This window comes from Methylibium sp., from assembly GCF_965279545.1.
GTDB lineage: Bacteria > Pseudomonadota > Gammaproteobacteria > Burkholderiales > Burkholderiaceae_C > Methylibium.
This window is the reverse complement of sequence record NZ_OZ257250.1, coordinates 2002525-2027782: the sequence shown is the minus strand read 5'-3', so window position 1 is coordinate 2027782 and position 25258 is coordinate 2002525. Positions and strand designations below refer to the sequence as shown.

Below are 25258 nucleotides of genomic sequence, written 5' to 3'. Positions count from 1 at the left end.
CAGGAGACCAGGATGAACAAGCCGGGAAGAGAACAAGCGCTGGCCTGTGCCGCCGTCACGCTGGGCGTGCTGCTCGCCGCCTGCGGCAGCGGCGGCGGCAGCGATTCGGCGACCGTCACGGTCCAGGGCGACGTGCCGATCGCCTACGTGATGCGGGCCAACACGATGCGCATGAACCCGACCAACGGCGCGCCGACCGCACCGGGGGGCGACCTGATGATCCGCGAGAAGTCCTCGCCCAGCGCACCGGAGCACAACATCACCGCGCAGTTCACGCAGGGGCAGGGCGACGCGTCCGACCCCGAGGTCTCGTACGACGGCAAGAAGATCGTGTTCGCGATGCGCTGCCCGACGACGAACACCGCGACGATCGGCGGCCAGCCGGCCTGCACCGGCCGCTGGAACATCTGGGAATACGACATGACCACCGGGGGCTACACCGGCGGCAGCTTCAAGCGCCTGACGAGCTCGACGCAGGACGACGACGTCGACCCCGCCTACCTGCCGGCCGGCCGCGGCTTCGTGTTCTCGTCGAACCGCCAGACCAAGTCGAAGACGACGCAGGCGCTGGGGCAGACCTACTACGCGCTCGACGAGTACGAGCGCGAGCGCGTCTTCAACCTGCACACGATGACCGCCAACGGCGTGAACATCCAGCAGATCTCGTTCAACCAGAGCCACGACCGCAACCCGGTGGTGCGCCCGAACGGCGACATCCTGTTCTCGCGCTGGGAGCACGTGGGTGACCGCAACCGCTTCGCGATCTTCCGCACCAAGCCGGACGGCACCGACATGTTCGTGCTCTACGGCGCGCACAGCCCGGGCAACAGCTTCCTGCACCCGCGCGACATGGACCCGGCCGGTCCCTACAAGGGCTTCCTGACCTCGTCGCTGATGTCGCTGTCGGGCACCAACGAAGGCGGCGCGCTGATGCTGGTCGATGCCGCGAACTATTCCGAACAGGACACGCCGGCGAACCGGACCGTGCAGCCCCAGGGCGGCCAGGCGCAAATCACCGCGCAGGCGCTCAATGACGGGCGCGGCCTGTCGCGCTACGGCCGCGTCACCACGCCCTTCCCGTTGTGGGACGGCACGAACCGCGTCCTGGTGGGCTACCGGCCCTGCGAAGTGACCCGCAACGGCAACGTGGTGTCCTGCGCGACGCTGACGACGGCCGAGCTGGCCCGGCTCGACGACGAGAACCGCACCGAGGCGCAGATTGCCGCCGATCCGGTGCAGGACAACGTGCCGCCGTCCTATGCGGTCTACATGTACGACCCGGCGAAGCAGACCTGGCTGAACGTCGCCGCGCCACCGGCGGGATTCATGTACACCGACCCGGTCGCGCTGCAGCAGCGTGCCGAGCCGAACGCCGCCGACCCGACCAACGTCGACGCGACGCTCGCGGCGCAGAACATGGCCTTGATCGAGGTGCGCAGCGTCTATGACACCGACGGCCTCGACCGCATGGGCACCTCGATGCTGGCCGCCGCCGACCTGCCGGCCGGCTGCACCACCGCGATCGCCAAGACCGCGCCGACCGACACGCTGGACACGCGTGCCCAGGTGGCCGACCTGCTGCGCATCAAGGACCCGGCCGACCCGGCCTACGGCTGCGCGCCGGCGCGCTTCGTGCGCGCGGTGCGCGCGGTGGCGCCGCAGTCCAACATGATGGGCATGCGCGAAGCGATCGGCGAGACCGATTTCGAGCCGCAGCAGATCCTCGGCTACGCGCCGGTCGAGCCTGACGGCTCCTTCAAGCTGAAGGTGCCGGCCGACACGCCGCTGGCGCTGGCGATCGTCGACGCCAAGGGCCGTGGCATCCAGACCCACCTGAACTGGATCCAGGTCCGCCCCGGCGAACGCCGCACCTGCGACGGCTGCCACAGCCCGCGGCGCGGCGCGGCGCTGAACGCCAACGCCATCGTCAACACGCTGGCGAGCGCGCTGCTGCCGTCGATGTCCAGTGCCCACCAGTCCGGCGAGACCATGGCCTCGCTGCGCACGCGGCTCGACCCGACCGCGCTGAGCCTGGGCGCCGACATGGTCTACACCGACATCTGGGCCGACACCGGTCACGGTGGCGTCGCTCGGGCCCCGATCACGGTGCGCTACACCGGCAACGCCAATCCGGCGGACGACCTGCAGACGCCGGCGCCGGTCAACGGCATCATCAACTACGCCGAGCACATCCAGCCGCTGTGGGCACGCAACCGCGGTGCGGCCACCTGCACGGGCTGCCACAGCGACCCGGCCAAGCTCTCGCTGCAGGGCACGACCAGCGGCACCGGGCGCCTGCTCTCCTACGACGAGCTGCTGATCGGCGACCCGGTGATCGACACCGCCACCGGCTTGCCGGTGACCCGCATCGAGGACGGCGTGCCGGTGATCGTGCGCGGCGCCGCGGTGGTCGAGACCATGACCGGCAACGCCGGCGGCCTGGCGCGCAAGAGCCGGCTGACCGAGATCCTGTTCGGCGAGGAGCTGATGGCCGGCGCCGCGGCGCGCACCGCGCATCCCAGCCCGCCGGGCACGGCGCCCAACCACGCGACGCTGCTCAACGCCGCCGAGAAGCGCCTCGTGACGGAGTGGATGGACCTCGGGGGCCAGTACTACAACGACCTGACCAGCAGCCCGAGCGTCGTCAACGTCGCCGCCGCGCTGAATCAGGCTTCGTTCGAGGCCCAGGTGCAGCCGGTGCTGCGCGCGAGCTGCTCGGCCGGCTGCCACCAGCCGGGCGGCAATGCCGGTGCGGCGCAGACCACGCCGTCCTATGCGCGCAACCGCTTCATCCTCACCGGCGATCCGGCAGGCGACTTCAACGTCACGCTGACGATGATCTCCGACACCTGCAACGCGGCCTCGAACTACCTGCTGAGCCGGCCGTCGACCGTGCCGCATCCGGCCGGCGCGGCCGGGCAGAGCGCCGCGGTGCTGCCGGTCGGCAGCGCCGGCTACACGGCGATCGCGAACTGGATCTCAAGCGGATGCACACCATGACGAGAACGATGCCCGGGCCGCGGCATGTCGGGCGGCGCCCGGCGCGCCGCGCCATCGTGCCGCTGGCCGCCCTGCTGCTGGCCGGCTGCGGTGGCGGCGGCAACCCGCTCGGCAATCCGCCGGACGTGAACAACAGCGGTGGCGTGACCGGCCAGAAGCTGTCGTTCATCTACTTCCAGAAGTGCATCAACCCGATCTTCCAGGCGCAGCTGCAGATCAACATCAACGGCGTGATCTCGACCAACAGCTGCGCCGGCTCGGGCTGCCACGACAACGCCAACGGCACCGGCGGCGCGTTCCGCGTGCTGCCCTCGGCCACGCAGGTCGACCTCGCGAATGCCGCCAACACGCCCGACGTGGTCCGGGCCAGCGACATGTACAAGAACTTCTACTCGGCGCAGGGCGAGGTCATCCCCGGCTCGCCCGCCACCAGCCGGCTGGTGAACAAGCCGCAGGTGCTGGGCGTGCTGCACGGCGGCGGCCTGATCTTCGCGAACGACCAGGACCCGAACGTCAAGCTGCTGCAGTACTGGATCAGCCACCCGTCGCCGCAGGGGCAGGACGAGTTCAGCGTCGCCGGCAACAGCATGTTCACGCCGGCCGATCCGGCCACCGGCAGTTGCAACACCCAATGAATCGTCAGAACCCACCCCTTTGCGGCTGGCGCAGCGCGTTCGCACGCACCGGCCTGGCGCTGTTCCTGGTCGCCGCCGCGGCGGCCCACTCGCCGGCGGTTCGCGCCGCCGACGCGAACGCCGACACCGACGCGGACGCCGACGTCGAGCGCGTGCAGGTGGCCGACCCCTACATCGAGCTGCACACCGGCCCCGGCCGCGGCTACCCGGTCCACTTCGTCGCTGCGCGCGAGGAGTGGATCGCGATCACGCTGCGCCATACCGACTGGTACAAGGTGCGCACCGCCGGCGGCAAGGTCGGCTGGGTGCACCGCCGGCAGCTCGAGACCACGCTGACCGAGGCGGGCGGCAAGAAGACCTTCCGCGACATCGCGATCGACGACTACCTCGGCCGTCGCGTCCAGCTCGGCGCGGCCTGGGGACGCTTCAAGTCGGAGCCGATGCTCAAGTTCTGGGCCAGCTACAAGCTGTCGGAGACGCTGAGCGTCGAGGGCACGCTGGGCCAGGTGCAGGGCCTCTACTCCGGCACCGACTTCTGGCACGTGAACGTGCTCGCCGAGCCCTGGTCGGACCAGCGGCTGTCGCCGTTCTTCGGCATCGGCCTGGGCAAGTTCAAGAACTTCCCGAACCAGAGCCTGGTCGGCGCGTCGGTCACCGACGCCAAGCTCGGGAATGCCGGCATCGGTGCGCTCTACCACGTGTCCGAGCGCCTCGTGCTGCGCGTCGATTACACGATCTACACCGCCTTCATCGCCGACACCCGCACCGGTGAATACCGCGCGGTCACCGCCGGCCTTTCCTTCTTCTTCTAACGAGAACACCATGACCGGAAGAACCCACGCCCTGCCGCTGCTGACGACGGCGTTCGCTGCCGCCCTGACGAGCCTGCTCGCCGCAGCGCCCGCGACGGTGGCGGCCCAGAGCCAGCCAGCGAACAACGAGCAGGTCATCGTGCCCGAGGTCGACCGGCGCGAGGTCAAGCTGCCGCGCTTCCCGTCGAACGACTTCGAACTCGGTGTGTTCACCGGCACCTACGCGACCGAGAACTTCGGCTCCAGCATCGTCGGTGGCGTGCGCCTCGGGTACCACATCACCGAGGACTTCTTCGTCCAGGGCGTCTACGCGCAGACCAAGGTCAGCGACGAGGCGTTCCGGCAGGTGCTGCCCGGCGGCGTGTTCACCGACGAGGAGGAGAAGCTCAGCTACTACAACCTGTCGGTCGGCTACAACGTGCTGCCCGGCGAGGTCTTCCTTGGCAGGAAGCGGGCCAAGGCCACCGCCGTCTACGTGATCGGCGGCATCGGCAGCACCAAGTTCAACGACCAGCGGCGCCAGACCTTCAACTTCGGCCTCGGCATGCGCCTGATGCTCGCCGACTGGGCCGCGGTGCAGGTCGACATGCGCGACCACCTCTTCTCGCTCGACATCCTGGGCAAGCGGCAGAGCACGCAGAACCTCGAGCTGACCGCCGGCCTCAGCTTCTTCTTCTGAAAGCGGCCCATGACCACGATCTTGCCCCCCGGACTGCAGCGCATCGCACGGCTGCTCGTCGGTGCGACGCTGGCCGCCTATGCCGGCCTGTGCGCTCCGGCGATCGCGCCGGCCTCGACGGCGCCCGACTTCACGCTGCGCAGCATGAACGGCCCGAACCTGCGCCTGCAGGAGCAGCGCGGCCGGGTCGTGATGGTGAACTTCTGGGCCACCTGGTGCGGACCGTGCCGCCAGGAGATGCCCCACCTCAACCGCCTGTACGAGAAGTACCGCGCCTCGGGCTTCGTGCTGATCGGCGTCAATGTCGACGACGACGCGCGCAAGGCCGCAGACGTGGCCGCCAAGCTGGGCGTGAGCTTTCCGGTGCTGCTGGACACCGACAAGAAGGTGAGCCGCCAGTACGACCTGAGCACGATGCCGTCGACCGTGTTGATCGACCGCGACGGGCGCGTGAAGTACGTCCATCTTGGCTACAAGACCGGCTACGAGGACACCTACGACAAGCAGGTCCGGGAGTTGCTCAAACAATGAAGCCGCTTCGAGTTCTTTCGACCGCGGCCGTGGTCGCCACGCTGCTGGGCGCATCGCTGCTCTCGGGCTGCTCGATCCAGCCGTGGGTCAAGCCGTACGAGCGCGAGCGGCTGGCCGATCCGATCATGCAGTTCTCGCAGGACCCGCTGGTGGACAAGCACCGCGAGCACGTGCGCAGCGTGCGCGAGGGCGCGCGCGGCGCCACCGGCGTGCAGGGGGGTGGCTGTGGCTGCAACTAGTCTGCGGCGTTTGCGCAAGCGGCACTGGTCGCGGCTGGCCGGCCTGCTCGGCAGCGTGCTGGCTGCCGGCGCGGCGCGCGGCGTCGACCTGCCCGAAGACCAGGCGGAGGCGATGGCCCACGTCTACAACGGCGGCGGTGTGACCGCCAGCGGCCCGGCCCTGCTGGTGCGCAAGAGCCTGGCCGACAAGGTGTCGCTGTCGGCGTCCTACTACGTCGATGCGGTGAGCAACGCGTCGATCGACGTCGTCACCACCGCGAGTCCCTACCGCGAGACCCGCACCGAGTACGGCTTCGGTGCCGACTACGTCTATCGCGACGCCAAGCTCACGCTGGCCTTCACGGGCAGCAAGGAGCCCGACTACACGGCCGACACCGCGAGCCTCGACGTGAGCCAGGAAGTCTTCGGCGGCATGACGACCGTGAACCTGGGCTTCACGCGCGGCTCCGACAAGGTCGGCAAGAAGGGCTCGCCCGAGTTCTCCGACCTCGCCAAGCACTGGCAGTACCGCCTGGGCGCGACGCAGATCCTGACCCCGCGCTGGCTGATGAGTGCGAACCTCGAGGTGCTGTCGGACGATGGCTTCCTCGGCAGCCCCTACCGCGTCGCGCGCGTGTTCGGTGCCGCCGTGCCCGAGCGCAACCCGCGCACGCGCTCGGCGCGGGCCGTGAAGTTCCGCGTGGTCGGCGATCTCGGTTCGCGTGACGCGATCCGTGCCGAGTACCGCTATTTCTGGGACACCTGGGCCATCAAGGCGCACACGGTGGAGGTCGGCTACAGCCGCTACTTCGGCGAGCTGTGGCTGGGCGACGCCTTCGTGCGGGCGCACACCCAGGACCACGCGCTGTTCTACAGCGACAACGCGACCGTCGAGACGACCTACATCTCGCGCAACCGCCAGCTGAGCAGCTTCAACGACATCAGCCTGGGCGCCAAGCTGTCCTACACCGTCAAGCAGGTCCCGGGGCAGTACGAGCTCAAGGCCGGCGGCGCCTACGAACTGGTGCGCTACAAGTTCCGCGACTTCACCGACATCCGCAGCGGCGGCCTGTACGGCTTCACCGCCAGCGTCCTGCAGCTCTATGTGTCTGCCACCTTTTGAGAGAGTCCGGCGTATGTTGAGTCGATGCTGCGGCGTGCTCGCCGCGTGGTTCGTGATCGGCGTGGCCGCGGTGCCCTCCGCCTGGGGCGCCGATGCGCCGCCGCCCGCCCCGAGCGCGAGCGAGCCGGCCGGCGGGCTGGACAGCCGCATCCAGGACGTCAAGGGCGACGTGATCCGCCTCAACCGCGACCTGCTGGTGCTGGAGGAGGAACTGCTGTTCCCGGCCGGCACCCAGGTGGCCTTGTTCGTGTCGATGGACGTGGGCAGGCTGTTCGAGCTCGACTCGGTGCAGGTCAAGCTCGACGACAAGGTGGTGGCCAACTACCTCTACACGCCGCTCGAGGTGCAGGCACTGCACCGCGGCGGTGTGCAGCGCGTCTACCTCGGCAACCTGCGCACCGGCGAGCACGAGCTGGTGGCCTTCTTCACCGGCAAGGGCCCGCACGAGCGCGACTACAAGCGCGGCGCGACCGTGAAGTTCGAGAAGGGCACGGACCCGAAGTACATCGAGCTGCGCATCAACGACTCCCCCGGCAAGCTGCAGCCGGAGTTCGACGTCAAAGTCTGGCAGTGAGCCGCATGCGTTCGAAGGCCTTCCTGATCCGTGCGACGCGGCGGCTCGTTGCCGCGGCCGCGCTGGCGGCGCTGCTGCCGGCCAGCGGCGCGCTGGCGGCCGAGCCGGTGCTGCAGCACGTGGTGAAGGACCCGCACTACGGCGACACGCTGTTCCACTTCTACCAGGACCACTACTTCACGTCGATCACGACGCTGATGACCTCGCAGCATTTCGACCGGGTCTCCCACCATGCGGACGAGGCCGAGGTGCTGCGCGGCGGGCTGCTGCTGTCCTACGGCCTGCACCGCGAGGCCGGCGAGATCTTCGCGCAGCTGATCGAGAAGGGCGCGTCGCCGAAGGTGCGCGACCGCGCGTGGTACTACCTGGCCAAGATCCGCTACCAGCGCGGCTTCCTCGCCGATGCGGAGCAGGCCATCGACCGGGTCGAGAACCACCTGCCGCCGGAGCTCGAGGACGACCGCGGCCTGCTCAAGGCCAACCTGCTGATGGCGCGCGGCGACTACGCCGGCGCAGCCGCGCTGCTGAACGGCATGACCCAGCGCGTCGGCGCCGGCCAGTACGCGCGCTTCAATCTGGGCGTGGCCCTGGTGCGCAGCGGCGACGCCGCCGCGGGCAGCGCGCTGCTCGACGAGATCGGCCGCGCGCCCGCGGCCGACGAGGAGTTCCGGACCCTGCGCGACAAGGCCAACGTGGCGCTCGGCTTCGCCGCGCTGCAGGACGACCGGGCCGAAGCGGCGCGCGGCTACCTCGAGCGCGTGCGCCTGGACAGCCTGCATGCGAACAAGGCGCTGCTCGGCTTCGGCTGGGCGGCCGCGGCGCTCAAGCAGCCGGCCAAGGCCTTGGTGCCGTGGACCGAGCTGGCGCAGCGCGACGACAGCGACTCGGCGGTGCTCGAAGGCCGCATCGCCTTGCCCTATGCCTATGCCGAACTGGGCGCCCTGGGCCAGTCGCTGGAGCGCTACAACGAGGCGATCGCCGCCTACGACCGCGAGGGCGTGCACCTGAACGAGTCCATCGCGGCCATCCGTGCCGGCAAGCTGGTCGACGGCCTGATCGAGCGCAACCCCGGCGACGAGATGGGCTGGTTCTGGACCCTGCGCGAGCTCCCCGAGCTGCCGCATGCCGGGCATCTGGCGCAGGTGCTGGCGCAGCACGAGTTCCAGGAGGCGTTCAAGAACTACCGCGACCTGCGCTTCCTCTCCAGCAACCTGCAGCAATGGGCCGACAGCCTGGGCGTGTTCGGCGACATGCTGGCCAACCGGCGCCAGGCGTTCGCGCAGCGGCTGCCGGAGGTGCGGGCGGGCGCGAAGGCCAACGAAAGCGGCCTCGACGCGGTGCAGCGGCGTCGCGACGCCCTCGCGGGCGATCTGGAGCGTGCCGAGGCACAGGCCGACGGCGTGGCCTTTGCCGATGCGCGGCAGCGCGAGCTGCTGGCCCGCATCGACGGCGTGCGCGCCGCACTGAAGAACCAGGGCAGCGATCCGCAGTTCGCCGCGGCGCCCGATCGGGTGCGGCTCGCCACCGGCGCGTTGAGCTGGCAGCTGGCTCAGGATTACCCGGCGCGCGTCTGGGAGGCGAAGAAGGCGCTGCAGACGATCGATGCCGAGCTGGCCGAGGCGCGCCGCCGCGACACCGCGCTGGCCCAGGCGCAGCGCGACGAGCCGGCGCGGTTCGGGGCCTTCGACGGCCGCATTGCCGAACTCGACCGGCGCATCCGGGCGCTGATCCCGCGCGTCGCCGCACTGAGCCGCGAGCAGCAGCAGGTGGTGCAGGACATCGCGGTCGCGGCGCTGACGCGCCAGCAGGAGCGCCTGGCGGTCTACGTGACCCAGGCCCGCTTCGCGGTCGCGCAACTGCACGACCGCGCCAGCGTCGCGAAGGAGGCCGATCGTGCGCCCGCGCAGTAGCCTGCTGTTGCTGCTGATCGCCTGCGGGCTCGGCGCCTGCGCCGGCAAGCGCAGCGACACGCCCGACGACGAGCCGACGCTGAGGAGCCTGGCCGGCCGCGAGATCAGCGTGCAGAAGGACGCCGGCATCGCGGCCAGCGAGGAGCAGGCGATCGCCGCCTACCGCAAGTTCCTCGAGGTCGCGCCGCGCGCGCCGCAGCGCGCCGAAGCGATGCGCCGCCTCGGCGACCTGGAGATGGAGAGCGCCGACAAGCGCAGCGTCGAGGGCGCGGCCGCCAACGGGCCGGACTACCGGGCCGCGATCGCCAGCTACCAGGGCTTCCTGAAGAACTACCCCCAGGACCCCGGCAACGACCGCGTGCTCTACCAGCTCGCGCGGGCCTACGAGCAGGGCGGTGAGCTGGAGACCGCGCTGAAGACGCTCGACCGGCTGGTGATCGAGTACCCGCAGACCGCCTACCGCGACGAAGCCCATTTCCGCCGCGGCGAGCTGCTGTTCACGGTGCGCGACTATGCCAAGGCGGAGAAGGCCTACGGCACCGTCCTGGAGGGCGCCGCGGACAACCCTTACCAGGGGCGGGCGCTGTACATGCAGGGCTGGTCGCGCTTCAAGCAGGGGCGGCTCGAGGAGGCACTGAGCCCGTTCTTCGGCGTGCTAGACCTGACGCTGGGCCCGCTCGAGGGCGAGGAAGACCTGGACAGCCTGGCCGAGCTGAGCCGCGCGGACCGCGAACTCGTCGAGGACACCTTCCGCGTCGCCAGCCTGTGCCTGCAGAACCTGCAGGGCGCGGAGTCGATCCCGGCCTACATCACCACCGACACGCGACGCGGCTACGAATTCCGCGTCTACCAGCAGCTCGGCGAGCTCTACATCAAGCAGGAGCGCACCAAGGACGCCGCCGACACCTTCAGCGCCTTCGCGCGACGCCAGCCGCTGCACGCCCAGGCACCGGTGCTGCAGGCCCGCGTGATCGAGATCTACCAGCAGGCTGGTTTTGCCAACCTGGCGCTGGACGCGAAGAAGGAATACGTCGCGCGCTACGGAACGGCCAGCGAGTTCCGCCGCGCCAACCCGCAGGGTTGGGAGCGTGCGCAACCGCTGGTCAAGACCCATCTGGCCGAGCTGGCGCGCCACTATCACGCCAGCGCACAGAAGAGCAAGAGCACGGCCGACTACCAGGAGGCGGTGCACTGGTACCGCAGTTGGCTCGAGTCCTTCCCGGCGGATGCCGACGCGGCGCCGAACAATTTCCTGCTGGCCGAGCTGTTGTACGAGGACACTCGCTACACCGAAGCCATCACCGAATACGAGAAGACCGCCTACCAGTACCCGCGCCACGCGAAGAGCGCCGATGCCGGCTATGCGGCCCTGCTGGCCCATGCGCAGCTCGACAAGCGCGCTGCGACCGCGGAGCGGCCGGCACTGCAACGGGCCGCCGTCGCCAGTGCCCTGCAGTTCGCGAAGGAGTTCGATGGCGATCCGCGCGTCGGGCCGGTGCTGAGCAATGCGGCCGAAAAGCTCTACGCGCTGGGCGATGCCGAACAGGCGGCCACGGTCGCGCAGCAGGTGCTGGACCTGAAGCCGCCGACTGCCGCCGAGCAGCGCCGCGTCGCCTGGACCGTGCTTGCGCACACCGCCTTCGAGCGCGGTGCCTTCGACCGCGCCGAGCGCGGCTACGGCGAAGTGATCGCGCTGACGCCGGAGAAGGACACCGGCCGCGGGGATCTGGTCGAGCGCCAGGCGGCATCGATCTACAAGCAGGGCGAGCAGGCCCGTGCCGCCGGGCAGTCGCGCGAGGCGGTGGGGCACTTCACGCGCGTGGCCACGGTCGCGCCGCAGTCGACGGTGCGCGCGACCGCGCAGTACGACGCAGCGGCCGCGCTGATCGAACTGAAGGACTGGGACGGCGCGTCGCGCGCGCTCGAAGACTTCCGCCAGCGCTTTCCCAGGCATCCGCTGCAGGACGAGGTGAGCGGCAAGCTGGCTGTCGTCTACGTCGAGCAGGGCCGCTGGGCGCAGGCGGCCGGCGAGTACGAGCGCCTGGCGGTCTCGGCCAAGTCGCCGGCCCTGGCGCGTGCCGCGCAGTGGCAGGCCGCCGAGCTGCACGAGAAGGCGGCCGAGAAGGGCGGCTCGCGCGCGGCGGCCGCGAAGGCCTACGAGGCCTACCTGAAGCAGCATCCCGAGCCGCTGGAGCCGGCGATGGAGGCGCGCTTTCGCCTGGCCCGCCTTGCCAAGGCGGACGGCAACGCGACGCGCGAGCTCGCGCTGATGCAGGAGAACCTGCAGGCCGACCAGCGCGGCGGCACGGCGCGCACCGACCGCACCCGCTACCTCGGCGCGACCGCGGCGCTGGCACTGGCCGAGCCGAGCCTGGACGCCTACCGCAAGGTCGCGCTGGTCGAGCCTCTGGCCAAGCAGCTCAAGCTGAAGAAGACGAAGATGGAAGAAGTGCTGAAGGCCTACGGCGTGGCCGCCAACTACGGCGTGGCCGACGTCACGACGGCGGCGACCTACCACACCGCTGCGCTCTACCAGGACTTCGGCAAGGCCCTGCTCGCGTCGCAGCGCCCGAAGAAGCTGTCGAAGGCCGAACTCGAGCAATACAACGTGATGCTGGAGGAGCAGGCCTTCCCGTTCGAGGAGAAATCGGTCGAGCTGCACGAGGTGAACGCGCGCCGCGCGGCCGCCGGGTTGTACGACCCCTGGGTCCAGCGCAGCTTCGCGGCACTGCGCGAGCTGCAGCCGGTGCGCTACGGCAAGGCCGAGCGCAGCGAGGGGGTGATCGATGCGATCCGCTGACGCGCGCAGCCTGCCCGCCGGCCTGGCCGGACTCGCCGTGCTGATCGGCGTGGTGCTGAGCGGTTGCGCCGCGCTGCAGCAGCCCTTGAAGGCGCTGCAGCAGGTGGTTGCGCCGGCGGCATCCGAACCAGCGGCCTCCGTCGTCCCCGCTGCGCCAGTGGCCGCGGCGGTGCATGCCGAAGCCGAGATGCCGGTGAGCCCTGGCGCGCAGCGCGCCTACGACGATGCCCGCAAGGCGCTGCGTGCCGGACGCACGGCGGACGCCGAACGCGGTTTTCGCGCGATCGTGAAATCGAACCCCGAGCTCGGCGGGCCGCACGCCAACCTGGGGCTGCTGCTGCGCCAGGCCGGCAAGCTGCCCGAGGCGGTGGCCGAACTCGAGGCGGCGGTGCAGGCCAACCCGCAGCAGCCGGTCTACCTCAACCAGCTCGGCATCGCTTACCGGCAACAGGGCCAGTTCGCGAAGGCACGCGAGGCCTACGAGAAGGCGATCGATCTCGATCCCGCCTACGCCTCGCCAGTGTTGAACCTGGGCATCCTGCACGACCTCTACTTCGGTGATGCCAAGCGCGCGCTGGAACTCTACGACCGCTACCTGGCCTTGTCGCCGGGTGGCGATGCACAGGTCGCCAAGTGGGTCGCCGACCTGAAGAACCGCAAGCCGCCGCCCGTCGCGGTGAGCCGCAAGGAGCAGCCATGAGACCGTCCGTTCGCGGCACGCTCGCCGTTGCCGCCCTGGTCGCCGCACCGGCGTTCGCGCAGGATCGCGCCGACATCGACCGCACGCAGATCATCGGCAACCGCGAGCTGCCGAAGGTGCTGTACATCGTGCCGTGGAAGAAGCCGCTGCCCGGCGACCTGTCGGGGCGGCCCGCGGTGAGCGTGCTCGACGAGGCGCTGGCGCCGGTCGATCGCGACGTGTTCCGCCGCCAGCTCCAGTACGACGCGCAGTTGCAGCCCCGGAGTGCCGGGACCGCGCCCGCCCGTCCCTGAACCAAAAGCCATTACCCAGTTCGTCACAGGAGAAGCCCATGAGCGTCCTCGAGTTTGCCGTCAAGTTCTTTCAGGACAGCGGCGTTGCCATCTACTTCAGCATCGCGATCATGGCCGTCGGCCTGTCGATCGCGATCGAGCGCTACATCTTCCTGAACCGCGCACGCACCCAGAACCGCAAGCTGTGGGCGCAGGTGCTGCCGCTGCTGCAGAGCGGCAAGTTCAAGGAAGTGCACAGCGTCACCGAGAAGTCCGACGCCGCGATCGGCAAGATCGTCGCCAACGGCCTGCAGCGCATGCAGAGCCCGGGCCGCCGCGAGGACATCGATGCGGCGATGGAGGAGGGCATGATGGAGATCGTGCCGCGGCTGGAGAAGCGCACGCACTACATCGCGACCTTCGCCAACGTGATCACGCTGGTGGGCCTGCTGGGCACCATCATCGGCCTGATCAAGGGCTTCACCGCGGTGGCCGCGGTCAACCCGGCGGAGAAGGCCGAGCTGCTGTCGGCTTCCATCTCGATCGCGATGAACAACACCGCGTTCGCACTGGCGGTGGCCATTCCCTTCCTGCTGATCCATGCCTTCCTGCAGGCCCGCACCAGCGAGATCGTCGACGGCCTCGAAGCCGCCAAGATCAGCTTCCTGAACCTGGTGCAGCGTATCAAGGCCGAATCGGCCCCGGCGAGGTAATCCACCATGCGTGTCCGACGCCTGCGCAAGAACGTGGCCCAGTTGGAAGTCACGGCGTTCATCAACCTGGTGGTCGTGCTGGTGCCCTTCCTGCTGTCGACGGCAGTCTTCACGCGCCTGTCGGTGCTCGAGCTCACGCTGCCGGCACAGAACTCCGGCGTCGAGCAGCTCAAGGTCGACGACCTGAAGCTCGAGATCGTGCTGCGCCCCGACGCCATCGAGGTCGGCGACCGCATCGGCGGGCTGATCCAGCGCATCGGCAACAACGACAAGGGCTACGACCTGGCCACGCTGTCCGCGCTGATGCAGCAGATCAAGGCCAGGTTCCCCGACACCAAGGGTGCCACGGTGCTGGCGCAACCCGACACGTCCTACGAAGCGCTGGTGCAGGTGATGGACGCCGTGCGTGAAGCAACGAGCCCGGCCGCCGCCGGTGCGAAGGCGGCCCACGTCGACCTGTTCCCCGACATCTCGATCGGCGACGCGCCGGTCAGCGTTGCCAAGAAGGGGGGATGATGGCTGCTCTGACTCCGCTGCAAAAACGCGCCGAACGCAAGGCGCGCAACCACACGGGTCTGGACATGAACCTCGTGTCCCTGATCGACATCTTCACGATCCTGATCTTCTTCCTGATGTCCAGCACCGGCGTGGAGGTGCTGAGCACCGCCCGCGCCGTCAAGCTGCCCGAGTCCACGTCCGACAAGACCCCGCACGAGACCGTCATCGTGACGGTCAGCGGCGCCGACATCCTGGTCGGAGGCCGCAAGGTCGCGACGGTGGCCGAGGCGCTGGGCGTCGAGGGCGATCTGATCGCGCCGCTGAAGGCCGAGCTCGACCTGCAGGCGGGCAAGGAGGTGCTTCGCAAGGAGAACGAGGCGCAGAGCAAGACCGTCACGATCATGGGCGACAAGGACATCCCCTACCGCCTGCTGCGCAAGGTGATGTACACCGCGGCGCGTGCGAACTTCAGCGACGTGTCGTTCGCGGTGACGCAAAAGGTGAAAGCGTGAGCGCCGCGGCGATCTCCTTTCGCGCGCCTATCTTGCCGTGGGCGCTGTCGCCCGAGGACGAGGCGCGCTTTCGCCGCATCCTGCGCGTCGTGCTGGTCGCCTGCGTGGTGGCGTGCGTGGTGTTGCTGCTGATGCCCCGGCCGGTCGAGGACCGTGCGGCCCCGCCGGAGCTGCCGCCGCGGCTGGCGAAGCTGCTGATCGAGAAGGACGCCCCGCCGCTCCCGACGCCAGTGGTCAGGCAGGAGCGTGCGAAAGACCACAAGCCGGAGCCGAACACCAACAAGCCCGACCCGGCCCGCCCCGAGCCGCCGAAGGCGGCCGTGGCACCCGAGGCTCGCCGGCCCCAGCTCAACAAGCCGCCCGGCGAGGTGACGGCCGACAACGCGCGCCGCAAGGCGGCCGGTGTGGGCCTGCTGGCGATGAAGGAGCAACTGGCCGAACTGCGCGGCGCACCGGTGGCGGTGCAGATGCAGCCGGACATCAAGCAAGGGCCCGGCGTCGGCACGGGCGCCGGCGTGGGCGTCGGTGCTGGCACCGATCCGGGCGTGCCGACACGGGCGCTGATCACGTCCAATGCCACCGGCGGCAGCGGCGGCATCAACACGGCGGGCTACAGCCGCAACACCGGGGGCGGCGGCCTCGCCGGCCGCGCGACCACGCTGGTCGAAGGCGTGGCCGGTGGCGGTGGGGGTGGTGGCGCCGGCGGTGGCGGCGTGCGCGGTGGCAAGGGCGACGGCAATGGGACCGGCGGCGGTGGCGGACCCGGTGGCGCGGTCCAGCGCGGCGGCAGCGGCAAGGCGGCCCGTTCGCTGGAGGACATCAAGCTGGTGTTCGAGCGCAACAAGGGCGCGATCTATGCGATCTACAACCGGGCGCTGCGCGAGGAGCCGTCGCTGCAGGGCAAGGTCGTGGTCGAGCTGAAGATCGCACCGTCCGGCGGTGTGGTGGACTGCCGGGTGGTGTCGAGCGAACTGCACGCCTCCGAACTGGAAGGCAAGCTGCTCGCCCGGATCCGCCAGTTCGACTTCGGCGCGAAGGACGTGGACCAGATGATCGTGACCTGGCCGGTGGACTTCCTGCCGTCCTGACGCTGCGTGCCCTTGCAGGCAGGCACCATTGCCGCCGGCTGACTTGGATCAGTCGTATCAGTCGTCGAACAGGCTGCCGGTGGAGGGCGGCTTGCTCGGGCCTGGCGTCGCCGGCGTGACCACGTCCGCAGTGCGCGACAGCGAGCCGACCCGCACGCCCAGCAGGCGCAGGCGTCGCTCCAGCGGTACGCGCTTGAGGCACTCGCCGGCCGCGCGCCGGATCGACGCGATGTCGTCGACTGCCAACGGAAGCGTGAGGTCGCGCGTCACGGTCTTGAAGTCGTCGTAGCGCAGCTTCAGCCCGATGGTCTTGCCGACGTAGCCCTTGCGCTGCAGGTCGCCCGCCACCTGCTCGCACAGCTGCGTGAAGATGGCCGACAGTGCAGCCCGGTCGCCGCGCGGGTGCAGGTCGCGGTCGAAGGTGGTCTCCCGGCTCAGGCTGACCGGTTCGCTGTGCGTCACCACGGGCCGCTCGTCGCGACCGTGGGCCGCGGCATGCAGCCAGGCGCCGTAGCGTCGGCCGAACTGTTCAAGCAGCCAGGCCGGATCGGCGGCGGCCAGCTCGCCGATCGTGCGGATGCCCAGGGCTTCGAGCCGCGCGGAGGATTTCGGCCCGATGCCGTTGATGCGCCGCGCCGGCAACGGCCAGATGCGGGTTTCGATGTCGGCTTCGCGCAGCAGGGTCAGTCCATCGGGCTTGTCGAGCTCGGAGGCGAGCTTGCTGAGCAGCTTGTTCGGCGTCACGCCGATCGAGCAGCTGAGGCCGGTGCGCTCGAACACGCGAGCCTTGATCGCGCGGGCCAGCGCCGCGCCGCGGTCCGCTTCGACCTGCGGTTGAGACGAGAGGTCGATGTAGATCTCGTCGATGCCGCGGTCCTCGATCACCGGCGGCGTGTCCCCGACGACCTCCGCCACGGCTGCCTTGAACAGCTTCGAGTAGCGCCGGTATTCGTCGAAATCGACCGGCAGCAGCACCGTGTCGGGCGCCAGTGCGGCCGCCTTCATCAGGCCCATGCCGGAGTGCACGCCGTAGGCGCGTGCCGCGTAGGTGGCGGTCGTCACGACGCCGCGGCCGGCGTAGTGGCGCAGCGTCGCGAAGCGGTGGCTGCCATCGGCCAGCGGCTCGGGCTGGTGCCGCCGGCCGCCGCCGATGACCACCGGCCGGCCTTTCAGCTCGGGGTAGCGCAGCAACTCGACCGACGCATAGAACGCGTCCATGTCGAGGTGGGCGATGTAGCGGTGAGGCATGCGCCGGGCCGCCTGCGAGAGCGGCGCTGGCTCTTGGGGCGCGGTCAGCGCCTGTGTTCGAGCGACAACGCGTACAGCCGGCCGCTGCGGGTGCCGCTGCGGCAGAACGCGAGCACGGGTTTGGGCAGTCGCTCCATCAGCCCGGCCATCGCCTGCGCCTGCTCGGGCGTCTGGAAGTTGCCGGCCACCGGCAGGTGCACGTACTCGAGGCCGGCGGCGCGCGCGGCCGCCTCGATCGAGGCGCTGGTCGGCTGCTCGGGTCCGGCCTCGAAGTCGGGGCGGTTGTTGATCACGCTGCGAAAGCCCGCGGCCGCGGCTGCGGCCATGGCGTCGGGTGTCAGCTGGGGCGCCGTCGAGATTTCGGCGTTCAGGCGGGTGGTGGGCAGATCCATGGACGACTCCTCGACGGTACGACAGACCGAGCTTACTTCGCCAGCGCCTGTTTCACGGCGGCCGACACCAGCCCCATGTCGGCCACGCCGGCCAGCCGGGTCTTGACCGCGCCCATCACCTTGCCCATGTCCCCGGGGCCGGTGGCGCCGAGTTCGGCGACGATCTTCGCCACCTCGGCAGCGATCTGCTCGGCGCTCAGTCGCGCGGGCAGGTAGGCCTCTAGCACGGCGAGCTCGGCGGTTTCCTTGTCGGCCAGGTCGGTGCGGCCGGCGGCGCTGAACTGGCTGATCGAGTCCTTGCGCTGTTTGATCAGCTTGTCGACGATCGCGATCACCATCGCGTCATCGAGGACGATGCGCTCGTCGACTTCCTTCTGCTTCAACGCGGCCAGCAGCAGGCGGATCGTGCCCAGGCGGGCCGCGTCCCTGGCACGCATCGCGGCCTTCATGTCTTCGGTGATGCGGTCTTTCAGGCTCATGAGAATCTCCGGTCTCCAGAAACGATCAAGCCCGCTTGGGCGTCCCCGCGCGGGCTTGATCGGGAGCTGACTGATGGGGCGATCAGTACATCTTCTTGGGCAACTGCATGCTGCGAACGCGCTTGAAGTGGCGCTTCACGGCCGCGGCCTTCTTGCGCTTGCGCTCGGCGGTGGGCTTTTCGTAGAACTCGCGGGCCCGCAGGTCCGTCAACAGGCCGATCTTTTCGATCGTGCGCTTGAAACGACGCAGAGCCACATCGAAGGGCTCGTTTTCTTTGACGCGAACGGTGGTCATGAAACGGTGGATCCTTGAATTTGCGCGCCGGATTCCGGGGAAGTCTTTCCGGATGACTCGCTCCGGTTTCGGCACGCGGTTTGCCAGCAAAGAAGTCGATTATAGACCGCCGACAGAGGCAGGCGCAATGCGCCGTCACAGGGCCTGCGGGTGCGCTGCCGGCACCACGGCCACGTCCGGCATCGTCGCGGCCTTGGCGCAGGCCTGCGCGCAAGCGTGGGCGCTGGCCCAGGCCCACTGGAAGTTGTAGCCGCCGAGCCAGCCGGTCACGTCGACCACCTCGCCGATGAAGTGCAGCCCGGGTACGCGCCGGCTCTCCATCGTCTGCGAGCTCAGTTCGCGCGTGTCGACGCCGCCGGCGGTGACCTCGGCCTTGCGGAAGCCTTCGGTACCGGCCGGCTCCAGCGTCCAGTGTTGCAACGAGGCGGCGAGGGTGGTCAGGTCCTTGTCCCTGACCTCCGGCATGGCCCGCGTGGTCAGGTCACCGAGCGGTGCGCACCAGGCCTCGGCCAGGCGGGCCGGCAGCCGGGTCGCCAGTTCATTGCCGAGCTGGCGCCTGGAGTGCATCTTGGCCTCGAGCAGGCTTGCCGCCAGGTTCTGGCCGGGTGCCAGGTCCAGCTCGATCGGCGTGCCCGCTTGCCAATAGCTCGAGATCTGCAGCACCGCCGGGCCGCTCAGGCCCCGGTGCGTGAACAGCAAGTCCTCGACGAAGCGGCCGGCGCCCTTGCCGCGGCCCGTGCTCACCGTCACTTCGAGCGACAGGCCGGCGAGCGCCGCGAACGGTGCCCAGGCCGCCGCGTCGAAGCTCAGCGGCACCAGCGCAGGGCGCGGTTCGACCACGCGGTGACCGAACTGTCGTGCCAGCCGGTAGCCGAAATCGCTGGCGCCGATCTTCGGGATCGACAGCCCGCCGGTGGCGACCACCACGCGGCCCGCGCGGACCGCGCCGCGATCGGTGTCGAGCTCGAAGCCGCGGCCGGCCTGTTGCACCGCTTCGACGCGGCAGGGCTGCCAGCGCGTCACCGCGCCCGCTTCGCACTCGCGCAGCAGCAGCGCGATGATGTCCTCGCTGGACTCGTCGCAGAACAGCTGGCCCTTGTGCTTCTCGTGCCATGCGATGCGGTGGTGCTGCACCAGCGCGATGAAGTCGCGCGGCGTGTAGCGTGCCAGCGCCGAGCGGCAGAACGCGGGGTTCTCGGAGAGGAAATGGGCCGGCCCGGTCTCGCGGTTGGTGAAGTTGCAGCGCCCGCCGCCGGAGATGCGGATCTTCTCGGCGACCTTCTCCGCATGGTCGATCAGCAGCACGCGCAGGCCGCGCTGGCCAGCGATGCCGGCGCAGAAGAGGCCGGCCGCGCCCGCGCCGATCACCACGACATCGAAGGAGGAGGCGCTCTGCATCCGCGCGATTATCGTGGTGCCCGCCAGGCGTCCATGCGCCGCCGCAGCAGCTCGGCGAGCGCTCGACCCTCATCATCTGGAGCTTCAATCCGCTTGACAGACAACGGTGTCTCCACTTCACTTCACACAGCGGCCCGTCACGGCGCTTCGATGCACCGCGGTGTGCTGGGGTTTGAAGACCTTCGCACGTCACGATGGTGCGTGCTGACCCGGGCGCCGGGTGAATGGCGAAGTGAGGTAGAGGAGGAGGGGTCGGCCGAGAGGCCGACGCCGGGGGACACGAACGGAGCCGTTCACCCGACGCCCTGCTCAGCGGCGCGCGGTACGCGAACAAGCCGCGTGTGCTCAGGCCGCCTGCGCGACCACCGGCGAAGCGATCTGCTCCAACCCGCGCAGCACATCGCCGACGATCAGCACGGCCGGGCTGCCGAGCTCCTCGCGCGCCAGCGTGTCCAGCAGGCCGCCCAGCGTGGTGAGTGCGCTGCGCTGTCGTGCGGTGCTCGCGTGCTGCACGATGGCGAGCGGCGTATCGGCCGGCAGGGCTTCGAGCAGGCCCGACTGCAACCGGGCTGCCTGGCTCACGCCCATGTAGATCACCAGCGTGAGGCCCTGCGCGGCTGCGGCACCGAGCACGCGCCAGTCGAGCGTGGCGGCCTCGTCCTTGGCATGGCCGGTGACGAGCATCACGCCGTGGGCGTGGTCGCGGTGCGTCAGTGGCGCACCGAGTGAGGTCGCCGCGGCGAGGCCGGCGGTGATGCCGTTGACGACCTCGACCCGCAGGCCGTGGGCGCGCAGCGAGGCCGCTTCCTCGCCGCCGCGGCCGAAGATGAACGGATCGCCGCCCTTGAGCCGCACCACGCGTTCGCCGGCCAGCGCCTCGCGCAGCATCAGCTGCTCGATGAAGGCCTGCGGCGTGCTGCGGCAGCCACCGCGCTTGCCGACGTGGACGATGCGCGCCGAGCGGCGCGCGTAGCGCAGCACCGCGTCGCCGACCAGGTCGTCGACCAGCAGCACGCTGGCGGCGCGGATCGCACGCACCGCCTTCACGGTCAGCAGCTCCGGGTCGCCGGGGCCGGCGCCGACGAGCCAGACCGTCGGCACGGGAAGTTCAGGCCGAGCGCTCATGGTTTCTTTCCTCGTGTTGTCGCATCGCCGCGTGCGAGCGGACCAGCACCTCGACCTGCTCGACGATGGGGCCCGGGACCGGCTTCTCGCCGCTGACGACTGCCTGGATGTAGACCGCGGTGGTCGCTGCGTCGCTGGTGCGCGGCAGCAGCGGCAGCTCGGCCAGCACGCCCTCGACTGCGGCGCGACCGAGTTCTGGCCGTGGCGTGCCGGCGATGAAGACGTCGAGCTTCGGCAAGCGGCGCGCGTCGGCCACCGGTTCGCCCTCCGTGCCGCGCATCAGCAAGGCATGCGCACCGGTGTGCTGCAGGAAGCGCGTGTGCGCGGCCGCGTACTCGGGGTGGGTGTAGTTGACGATGCGCAGACAGGAGTTGCCGCGCGGCGTCAGCAGCTTGGCCATGGTGTGTGCCGGGTTGCGCAGCCCGAGCACCCAGCGCAGTTCGAGCAGCGGCACCAGCGCCGGGCACAGCACCGCGGTGGGCACGAACACCGGCTCATGGCGCGCCCAGGCATCATGCACTCCGGCGGCGTCACGGGCGATCGGCAGGCCCAGGGTCTCGAACAGCTCGTAGGTCGTGACGCGCGCCGGATCGCGCAGCGGCCCGTGCACCATGACCGGCACCCCCTCCTGCGCCAGCAGCAGCGCGAGCAGCGGGGTGAGGTTGGGCAGCTTGCGCGCACCGTTGTACGAAGGCAGCAGCACCGGCGCCGCACCGGGCTCGAGCACGAGGCTGCGTTCGGCGGCAGCGGCCATGAAGCCGGCCAGCTCCTCGGTGCTCTCGCCCTTGATGCGCATCGCGATCGCGAACGCGCCGCGCTCGGCCTCGCTGACCTCGCGGTCGAGCACCTGGTTCATCAGGTCGTAGGCCTGGGCCTCGGTCAGCGAACGTGCGCCTTCCTTGCCGCGGCCGATTTCTTTGAGGTAGTGCGCAATGCCCATCGTGATCCATGTTCCGCAAGACTCAGGCCAAGCCGGCCGTCCGTGCCGTCGCAGGTGCAACGGTATGCAAACGAAGGCTAGTCCACGCTCGTCGAATGCGCACTCCCCTGGAGTGCTTCAGGCCGCCTGCACCGAACTGCGAACCAGGGTCCGCAAGGCCGGGATGCAGGAGCCGCAGTTCGTGCCGCACTTCAGCGTGCCTTGCAGTTGATCGAGCCGTGCCTCCGGGGTTCCGCTGCAGTGCGTCAGGGCGTCCAGGATCTCGGGCTCGGTGACGTTGAAGCACGAGCACACCTGCTTGCCGCGCGCCACCACCGCCACCGGCGGCTGGGCGCCCGGCCGCAACAGCGCGCGGCCGTAGGCCTGCGCCGGCAGTTCGTCGGTCAGCAGCGCCTTGACCCAGGCCTCGGCGCGGATGTCGCCGCCGAGCACGAAGGCGTCGAGCCGCGCGTTGCCGCCGTCGCCGGCCACCAGCCGCATCGCGCGGCGCTGGCCGCGCTTGGGGTCGGCATAGCGCAGCGCTTGCGGGCCGGCCACGCCGAGCAGGCTTTCTATCTGCGTCATCAGCTCGTCAGTCGCCGGCTCCTCGGCCGCGGCGCGGAACAGCACGCCGACCACGCCGCGCGCATGCGGCTCGCGCCCGAAGGGCACGCAGTGCGCGTAGGCGAACGAGGGCATCAGTTCGCGCAGCCGCTGCTGCGCCAGCAGGGCCTGGTCCTCGGGCAGCCAGGCGGCGGCCAGCAGTTGCCAGGGCATCTCGGCCTTCAGCAGCTTGACCGCCGCGTGCTTGAGTTCGGGTTGCTTCGACTGCGGGCAGTAGGCGCTGGGCATCAGCGTGTTGATGCCGGCCAGCCGCACGCCGGAGGCCGACAGGCCGGAGACGAATTCCTCGCCCCAGTGCATCGCCACGAAGGCCTGCGCCGGTGCGACCGATTCGCTGGCGCGCACCGGCAGCATCATCGAGCCGCGACGCGAGGTCACGTGCACCAGCGCGCCTTCTTCCCAGCCGCGGCGCGCCAGCTCCTGTGGGTGGATCTCGACGCCGGGTTCCGCGACATGGCCGAACAGCCGGCCCAGCGTGCCGGTGCGGCTCATGCCGTGCCAGTGGTCGCGCAGCCGGCCGGTGGTCAGCGAGACCGGGTAGCGTGCGTCGCGCGGCTCGGCCACCGGGCGGTAGGCCATCGCGGCGAAGCGCGCGCGGCCGTCGTCGGTGGCGAACACGCCGTCCTCGTAGAGCCGGGCGCGGCCTTCGGCCTGGCCTTGCGGGCAGGGCCACAGCTGCGGGCCCTGGTCGAGGCGGGCGTAGCTCAGGCCGGTGATGTCGAGGTCGCGTCCGCGCGTGCTCTCGCGGTGCTCGTTCCACACCGACTCGGGGCTCGCATATGGGAACAGCGTGCCGCCGTTCGCCGAGCGACGCGGCAGCTTCGTTTCGAGCCGGCGCGCGAAGTCGACCGCCGCAGCCCAGTCGTGGCGCGTCTCGCCGGGCGCCGCGACGGCCGGGCGCACGCGGCTGATGCGGCGTTCGCTGTTGGTGACGGTGCCGTCCTTCTCGCCCCAGGTCGTGGCCGGCAGCAGCAGGTCGGCATAGGCCGCGGTGGCGGTGGTGGCGAAGGCCTCCTGCAGCACGACGAACTCGCAGCGTTCGAGGGCGCGGCGCACCGTCGTCTGGTCGGGCATCGACTGCGCGGGGTTGGTGCAGCTGATCCACAGCGCCTTGATCTCGCCGTCGGCGGCGGCCTGGAACATCTCCACCGCGCTCTTGCCCGGCACGGCGGGCACGTCCGGCACGCCCCACAGCGCGGCGACCTCGGCGCGGTGCTGCGGATTGGCGAGGTCGCGGTGCGCCGACAGCAGGTTCGCCAGGCCGCCGACCTCGCGGCCGCCCATCGCATTGGGCTGGCCGGTCAGCGAGAACGGGCCCGCGCCGGGCTTGCCGATCTGTCCGGTGGCGAGGTGCAGGTTGATCAGCGCGGCGTTCTTGTCGGTGCCGCTGCTGCTTTGGTTGAGGCCCTGGCAGTACAGACTCAGCGTGGGCGTGTTCTGGCCGAACCAGCGTGCCGCCTGCACGATGGCCGCCTCGTCGAGCCCGCAGACCTGCGCCACGTGCTTGGGCGTGAACTCGCGCACCCGGTCGCGCAGCGCCTCGAAGCCGCTGGTGTGGGCGGCGATGTAGGCGGTGTCGGTCAGGCCCTCCCACATCAGCAGGTGCAGCAGGCCGTGGAACAGCGCCACGTCGGTGCCGGGCAGCAGCGGCAGGTGCAGGTCGGCGACCTCGGCGGTCTCAGTGCGGCGCGGGTCGGCGACGATCACCTTCATCGAAGGGTTGGCGGCGCGCGCGTCCTCGAGCCGGCGGAACAGGATGGGGTGGGCCCAGGCAGTGTTGCTGCCAGCGATGAAGATCGTGTTCGCGTGCGCGAGGTCGTCGTAGCAGGCCGGTGGTGCGTCGGCCCCCAGCGTGGTCTTGTAGCCGGCCACCGCGCTGCTCATGCACAGGCGCGAATTGGTGTCGACGTTGTTGGTGCCGATCAGGCCCTTGGCGATCTTGTTGAAGACGTAGTAGTCCTCGGTCAGCAACTGGCCCGACAGGTAGAAGCCCACCGCGTGCGGCCCGTGCTGCGCGATCACCGCCGCGATGCGCTCGGCGGCCTCGTCGAGCGCCGCCTCCCAGCCTACCGGCTGGGCGGTCTGGCCACGCGCCGCGCGCCGCAGCGGCTGCAGCAGCCGCGTCTGCCGCGTGATCGCCGCCGACGCGGTGAGGTGCAAGGTGCTGCCCTTGGTGCACAGGCGACCGAAGTTCGCCGGGTGCTCCGGATCGCCGCGCACGCCGGTGATCTGCGCGCCCTGCGACTCGATGATCACGCCGCAGCCGACACCACAGTAAGGGCAGGTGGAGCGGGTTTCGCGCATGGGTCAGGCCTGCCGTCTTCCGTCTTCAGGCCGCGGCCTTGGCGCACGGCCCCGCCACCGGCGCGACGGCGTCGAGCGCCTTGCTCGCCAGTTCGGCGGCATCGAGGAACACCTGCCCACCTTCGACCTTGCAGGTGAAGGGGGTCGTGCAGCCCTCGTCGGGCGCCTTCGCGCAGCCGTCGGCGAGACCGATCGTCCAGTTGTGCAGCGGGCAGGCGACGTTCTCGCCGAACACGATGCCCTGGCTCAACGGGCCGCCCTTGTGCGGGCAGCGGTCGAGCAGCGCGAAGACCTTGTCCTCGGCATTGCGGAACACCGCCACGGCGATGGCGTTGGGCCGCAGCACGCGGCGTGCGCCCAGCACCGGGATGTCTTCGACTTTGCAGATTTCTTTCCAGTTGCTCATGGC

25 protein-coding genes are annotated in these 25258 nt (G+C 70.1%); 16 read left to right on the top strand and 9 right to left on the bottom strand.

Features of this window, described 5'->3' with window-relative positions; translation table 11 throughout:
• The first annotated feature begins 12 nt into the window (after positions 1-12).
• The 16 genes from ACQY9S_RS09425 to ACQY9S_RS09350 are packed head-to-tail and all read left to right on the top strand — an operon-like array spanning position 13 to position 16065.
• Positions 13-3000, top strand: coding sequence for a hypothetical protein (locus tag ACQY9S_RS09425; RefSeq protein WP_428425129.1), 2988 nt, complete (start codon positions 13-15; stop codon positions 2998-3000).
• Entirely contained in the window at positions 2997-3635 is a 639-nt protein-coding gene (locus ACQY9S_RS09420) for a hypothetical protein (RefSeq protein ID WP_428425127.1), read from the top strand. The genes ACQY9S_RS09425 and ACQY9S_RS09420 overlap by 4 nt, the downstream gene beginning before the upstream one ends.
• Positions 3632-4447, top strand: a complete 816-nt coding sequence (locus ACQY9S_RS09415) for an SH3 domain-containing protein (RefSeq protein WP_428425125.1) — start codon at positions 3632-3634, stop codon at positions 4445-4447. Before ACQY9S_RS09420 ends, ACQY9S_RS09415 begins: the two co-directional genes overlap by 4 nt.
• Positions 4448-4457: 10 nt before the next feature.
• Entirely contained in the window at positions 4458-5126 is a 669-nt protein-coding gene (locus ACQY9S_RS09410) for an outer membrane beta-barrel domain-containing protein (protein WP_428425123.1), read from the top strand.
• 9 nt (positions 5127-5135) lie between these two features.
• Positions 5136-5657 (top strand): peroxiredoxin family protein, encoded by a 522-nt coding sequence (locus ACQY9S_RS09405; protein ID WP_428425121.1) that lies wholly within the window; start codon positions 5136-5138, stop codon positions 5655-5657.
• Complete coding sequence (locus ACQY9S_RS09400) at positions 5654-5896, top strand: DUF4266 domain-containing protein (RefSeq protein ID WP_428425119.1); 243 nt, start codon at positions 5654-5656, stop codon at positions 5894-5896. The genes ACQY9S_RS09405 and ACQY9S_RS09400 overlap by 4 nt, the downstream gene beginning before the upstream one ends.
• Positions 5883-6998, top strand: coding sequence for a DUF3570 domain-containing protein (locus ACQY9S_RS09395; protein ID WP_428425117.1), 1116 nt, complete (start codon positions 5883-5885; stop codon positions 6996-6998). Before ACQY9S_RS09400 ends, ACQY9S_RS09395 begins: the two co-directional genes overlap by 14 nt.
• Positions 6999-7011: 13 nt before the next feature.
• Positions 7012-7572: an AraC family transcriptional regulator gene (locus ACQY9S_RS09390; RefSeq protein WP_428425115.1), complete on the top strand. Its 561-nt coding sequence runs from the start codon at positions 7012-7014 to the stop codon at positions 7570-7572.
• Between the two features lie 5 nt (positions 7573-7577).
• Complete coding sequence (locus tag ACQY9S_RS09385; RefSeq protein ID WP_428425113.1) at positions 7578-9482, top strand: tetratricopeptide repeat protein; 1905 nt, start codon at positions 7578-7580, stop codon at positions 9480-9482.
• Positions 9466-12282: a tetratricopeptide repeat protein gene (locus ACQY9S_RS09380; RefSeq protein ID WP_428425111.1), complete on the top strand. Its 2817-nt coding sequence runs from the start codon at positions 9466-9468 to the stop codon at positions 12280-12282. The genes ACQY9S_RS09385 and ACQY9S_RS09380 overlap by 17 nt, the downstream gene beginning before the upstream one ends.
• Positions 12269-12982: a tetratricopeptide repeat protein gene (locus ACQY9S_RS09375; protein ID WP_428425109.1), complete on the top strand. Its 714-nt coding sequence runs from the start codon at positions 12269-12271 to the stop codon at positions 12980-12982. Before ACQY9S_RS09380 ends, ACQY9S_RS09375 begins: the two co-directional genes overlap by 14 nt.
• Complete coding sequence (locus ACQY9S_RS09370) at positions 12979-13275, top strand: hypothetical protein (RefSeq protein ID WP_428425107.1); 297 nt, start codon at positions 12979-12981, stop codon at positions 13273-13275. The genes ACQY9S_RS09375 and ACQY9S_RS09370 overlap by 4 nt, the downstream gene beginning before the upstream one ends.
• Before the next feature lie 38 nt (positions 13276-13313).
• Positions 13314-13967 carry a MotA/TolQ/ExbB proton channel family protein gene (locus ACQY9S_RS09365; RefSeq protein WP_428425105.1) on the top strand — a complete coding sequence of 218 codons (654 nt, stop codon included), beginning with the start codon at positions 13314-13316 and terminating at the stop codon, positions 13965-13967.
• 6 nt (positions 13968-13973) lie between these two features.
• The gene (locus tag ACQY9S_RS09360) at positions 13974-14483 is read left to right on the top strand and encodes a biopolymer transporter ExbD (RefSeq protein ID WP_428425103.1); all 510 of its coding nucleotides are present in this window, start codon (positions 13974-13976) and stop codon (positions 14481-14483) included.
• Positions 14483-14977: an ExbD/TolR family protein gene (locus tag ACQY9S_RS09355; protein ID WP_428425101.1), complete on the top strand. Its 495-nt coding sequence runs from the start codon at positions 14483-14485 to the stop codon at positions 14975-14977. The genes ACQY9S_RS09360 and ACQY9S_RS09355 overlap by 1 nt, the downstream gene beginning before the upstream one ends.
• Positions 14974-16065, top strand: a complete 1092-nt coding sequence (locus ACQY9S_RS09350; protein ID WP_428425099.1) for an AgmX/PglI C-terminal domain-containing protein — start codon at positions 14974-14976, stop codon at positions 16063-16065. Before ACQY9S_RS09355 ends, ACQY9S_RS09350 begins: the two co-directional genes overlap by 4 nt.
• Before the next feature lie 57 nt (positions 16066-16122).
• On the opposite strand, the gene dinB is transcribed toward ACQY9S_RS09350, so the two are convergent.
• The 9 genes from dinB to nirD form a co-directional block, all read right to left on the bottom strand.
• Positions 16123-17313 carry a DNA polymerase IV gene (gene dinB / locus ACQY9S_RS09345; RefSeq protein ID WP_428425097.1) on the bottom strand — a complete coding sequence of 397 codons (1191 nt, stop codon included), beginning with the start codon at positions 17311-17313 and terminating at the stop codon, positions 16123-16125.
• 44 nt (positions 17314-17357) lie between these two features.
• The gene (locus ACQY9S_RS09340; RefSeq protein ID WP_428425095.1) at positions 17358-17705 is read right to left on the bottom strand and encodes a TIGR01244 family sulfur transferase; all 348 of its coding nucleotides are present in this window, start codon (positions 17703-17705) and stop codon (positions 17358-17360) included.
• A gap of 32 nt (positions 17706-17737) precedes the next feature.
• Positions 17738-18184 carry a GatB/YqeY domain-containing protein gene (locus ACQY9S_RS09335; RefSeq protein WP_428425093.1) on the bottom strand — a complete coding sequence of 149 codons (447 nt, stop codon included), beginning with the start codon at positions 18182-18184 and terminating at the stop codon, positions 17738-17740.
• A gap of 82 nt (positions 18185-18266) precedes the next feature.
• A complete protein-coding gene (gene rpsU / locus ACQY9S_RS09330; RefSeq protein ID WP_428425091.1) occupies positions 18267-18479 on the bottom strand; it encodes a 30S ribosomal protein S21 in 213 nt (70 codons plus the stop codon).
• A 135-nt stretch (positions 18480-18614) separates the two neighbouring features.
• On the bottom strand, positions 18615-19877 hold the full coding sequence (locus ACQY9S_RS09325; protein ID WP_428425089.1) for an NAD(P)/FAD-dependent oxidoreductase: 1263 nt from the start codon (positions 19875-19877) through the stop codon (positions 18615-18617).
• A gap of 345 nt (positions 19878-20222) precedes the next feature.
• Complete coding sequence (gene cobA, locus ACQY9S_RS09320; RefSeq protein ID WP_428425087.1) at positions 20223-21002, bottom strand: uroporphyrinogen-III C-methyltransferase; 780 nt, start codon at positions 21000-21002, stop codon at positions 20223-20225.
• Positions 20986-21942, bottom strand: a complete 957-nt coding sequence (ybiB, locus tag ACQY9S_RS09315; RefSeq protein WP_428425085.1) for a DNA-binding protein YbiB — start codon at positions 21940-21942, stop codon at positions 20986-20988. Before ybiB ends, cobA begins: the two co-directional genes overlap by 17 nt.
• A 117-nt stretch (positions 21943-22059) precedes the next feature.
• Positions 22060-24849, bottom strand: coding sequence for a molybdopterin-dependent oxidoreductase (locus ACQY9S_RS09310; RefSeq protein ID WP_428425083.1), 2790 nt, complete (start codon positions 24847-24849; stop codon positions 22060-22062).
• A gap of 25 nt (positions 24850-24874) precedes the next feature.
• On the bottom strand, positions 24875-25255 hold the full coding sequence (gene nirD / locus ACQY9S_RS09305) for a nitrite reductase small subunit NirD (protein WP_428425081.1): 381 nt from the start codon (positions 25253-25255) through the stop codon (positions 24875-24877).
• Positions 25256-25258 lie beyond the last annotated feature (3 nt).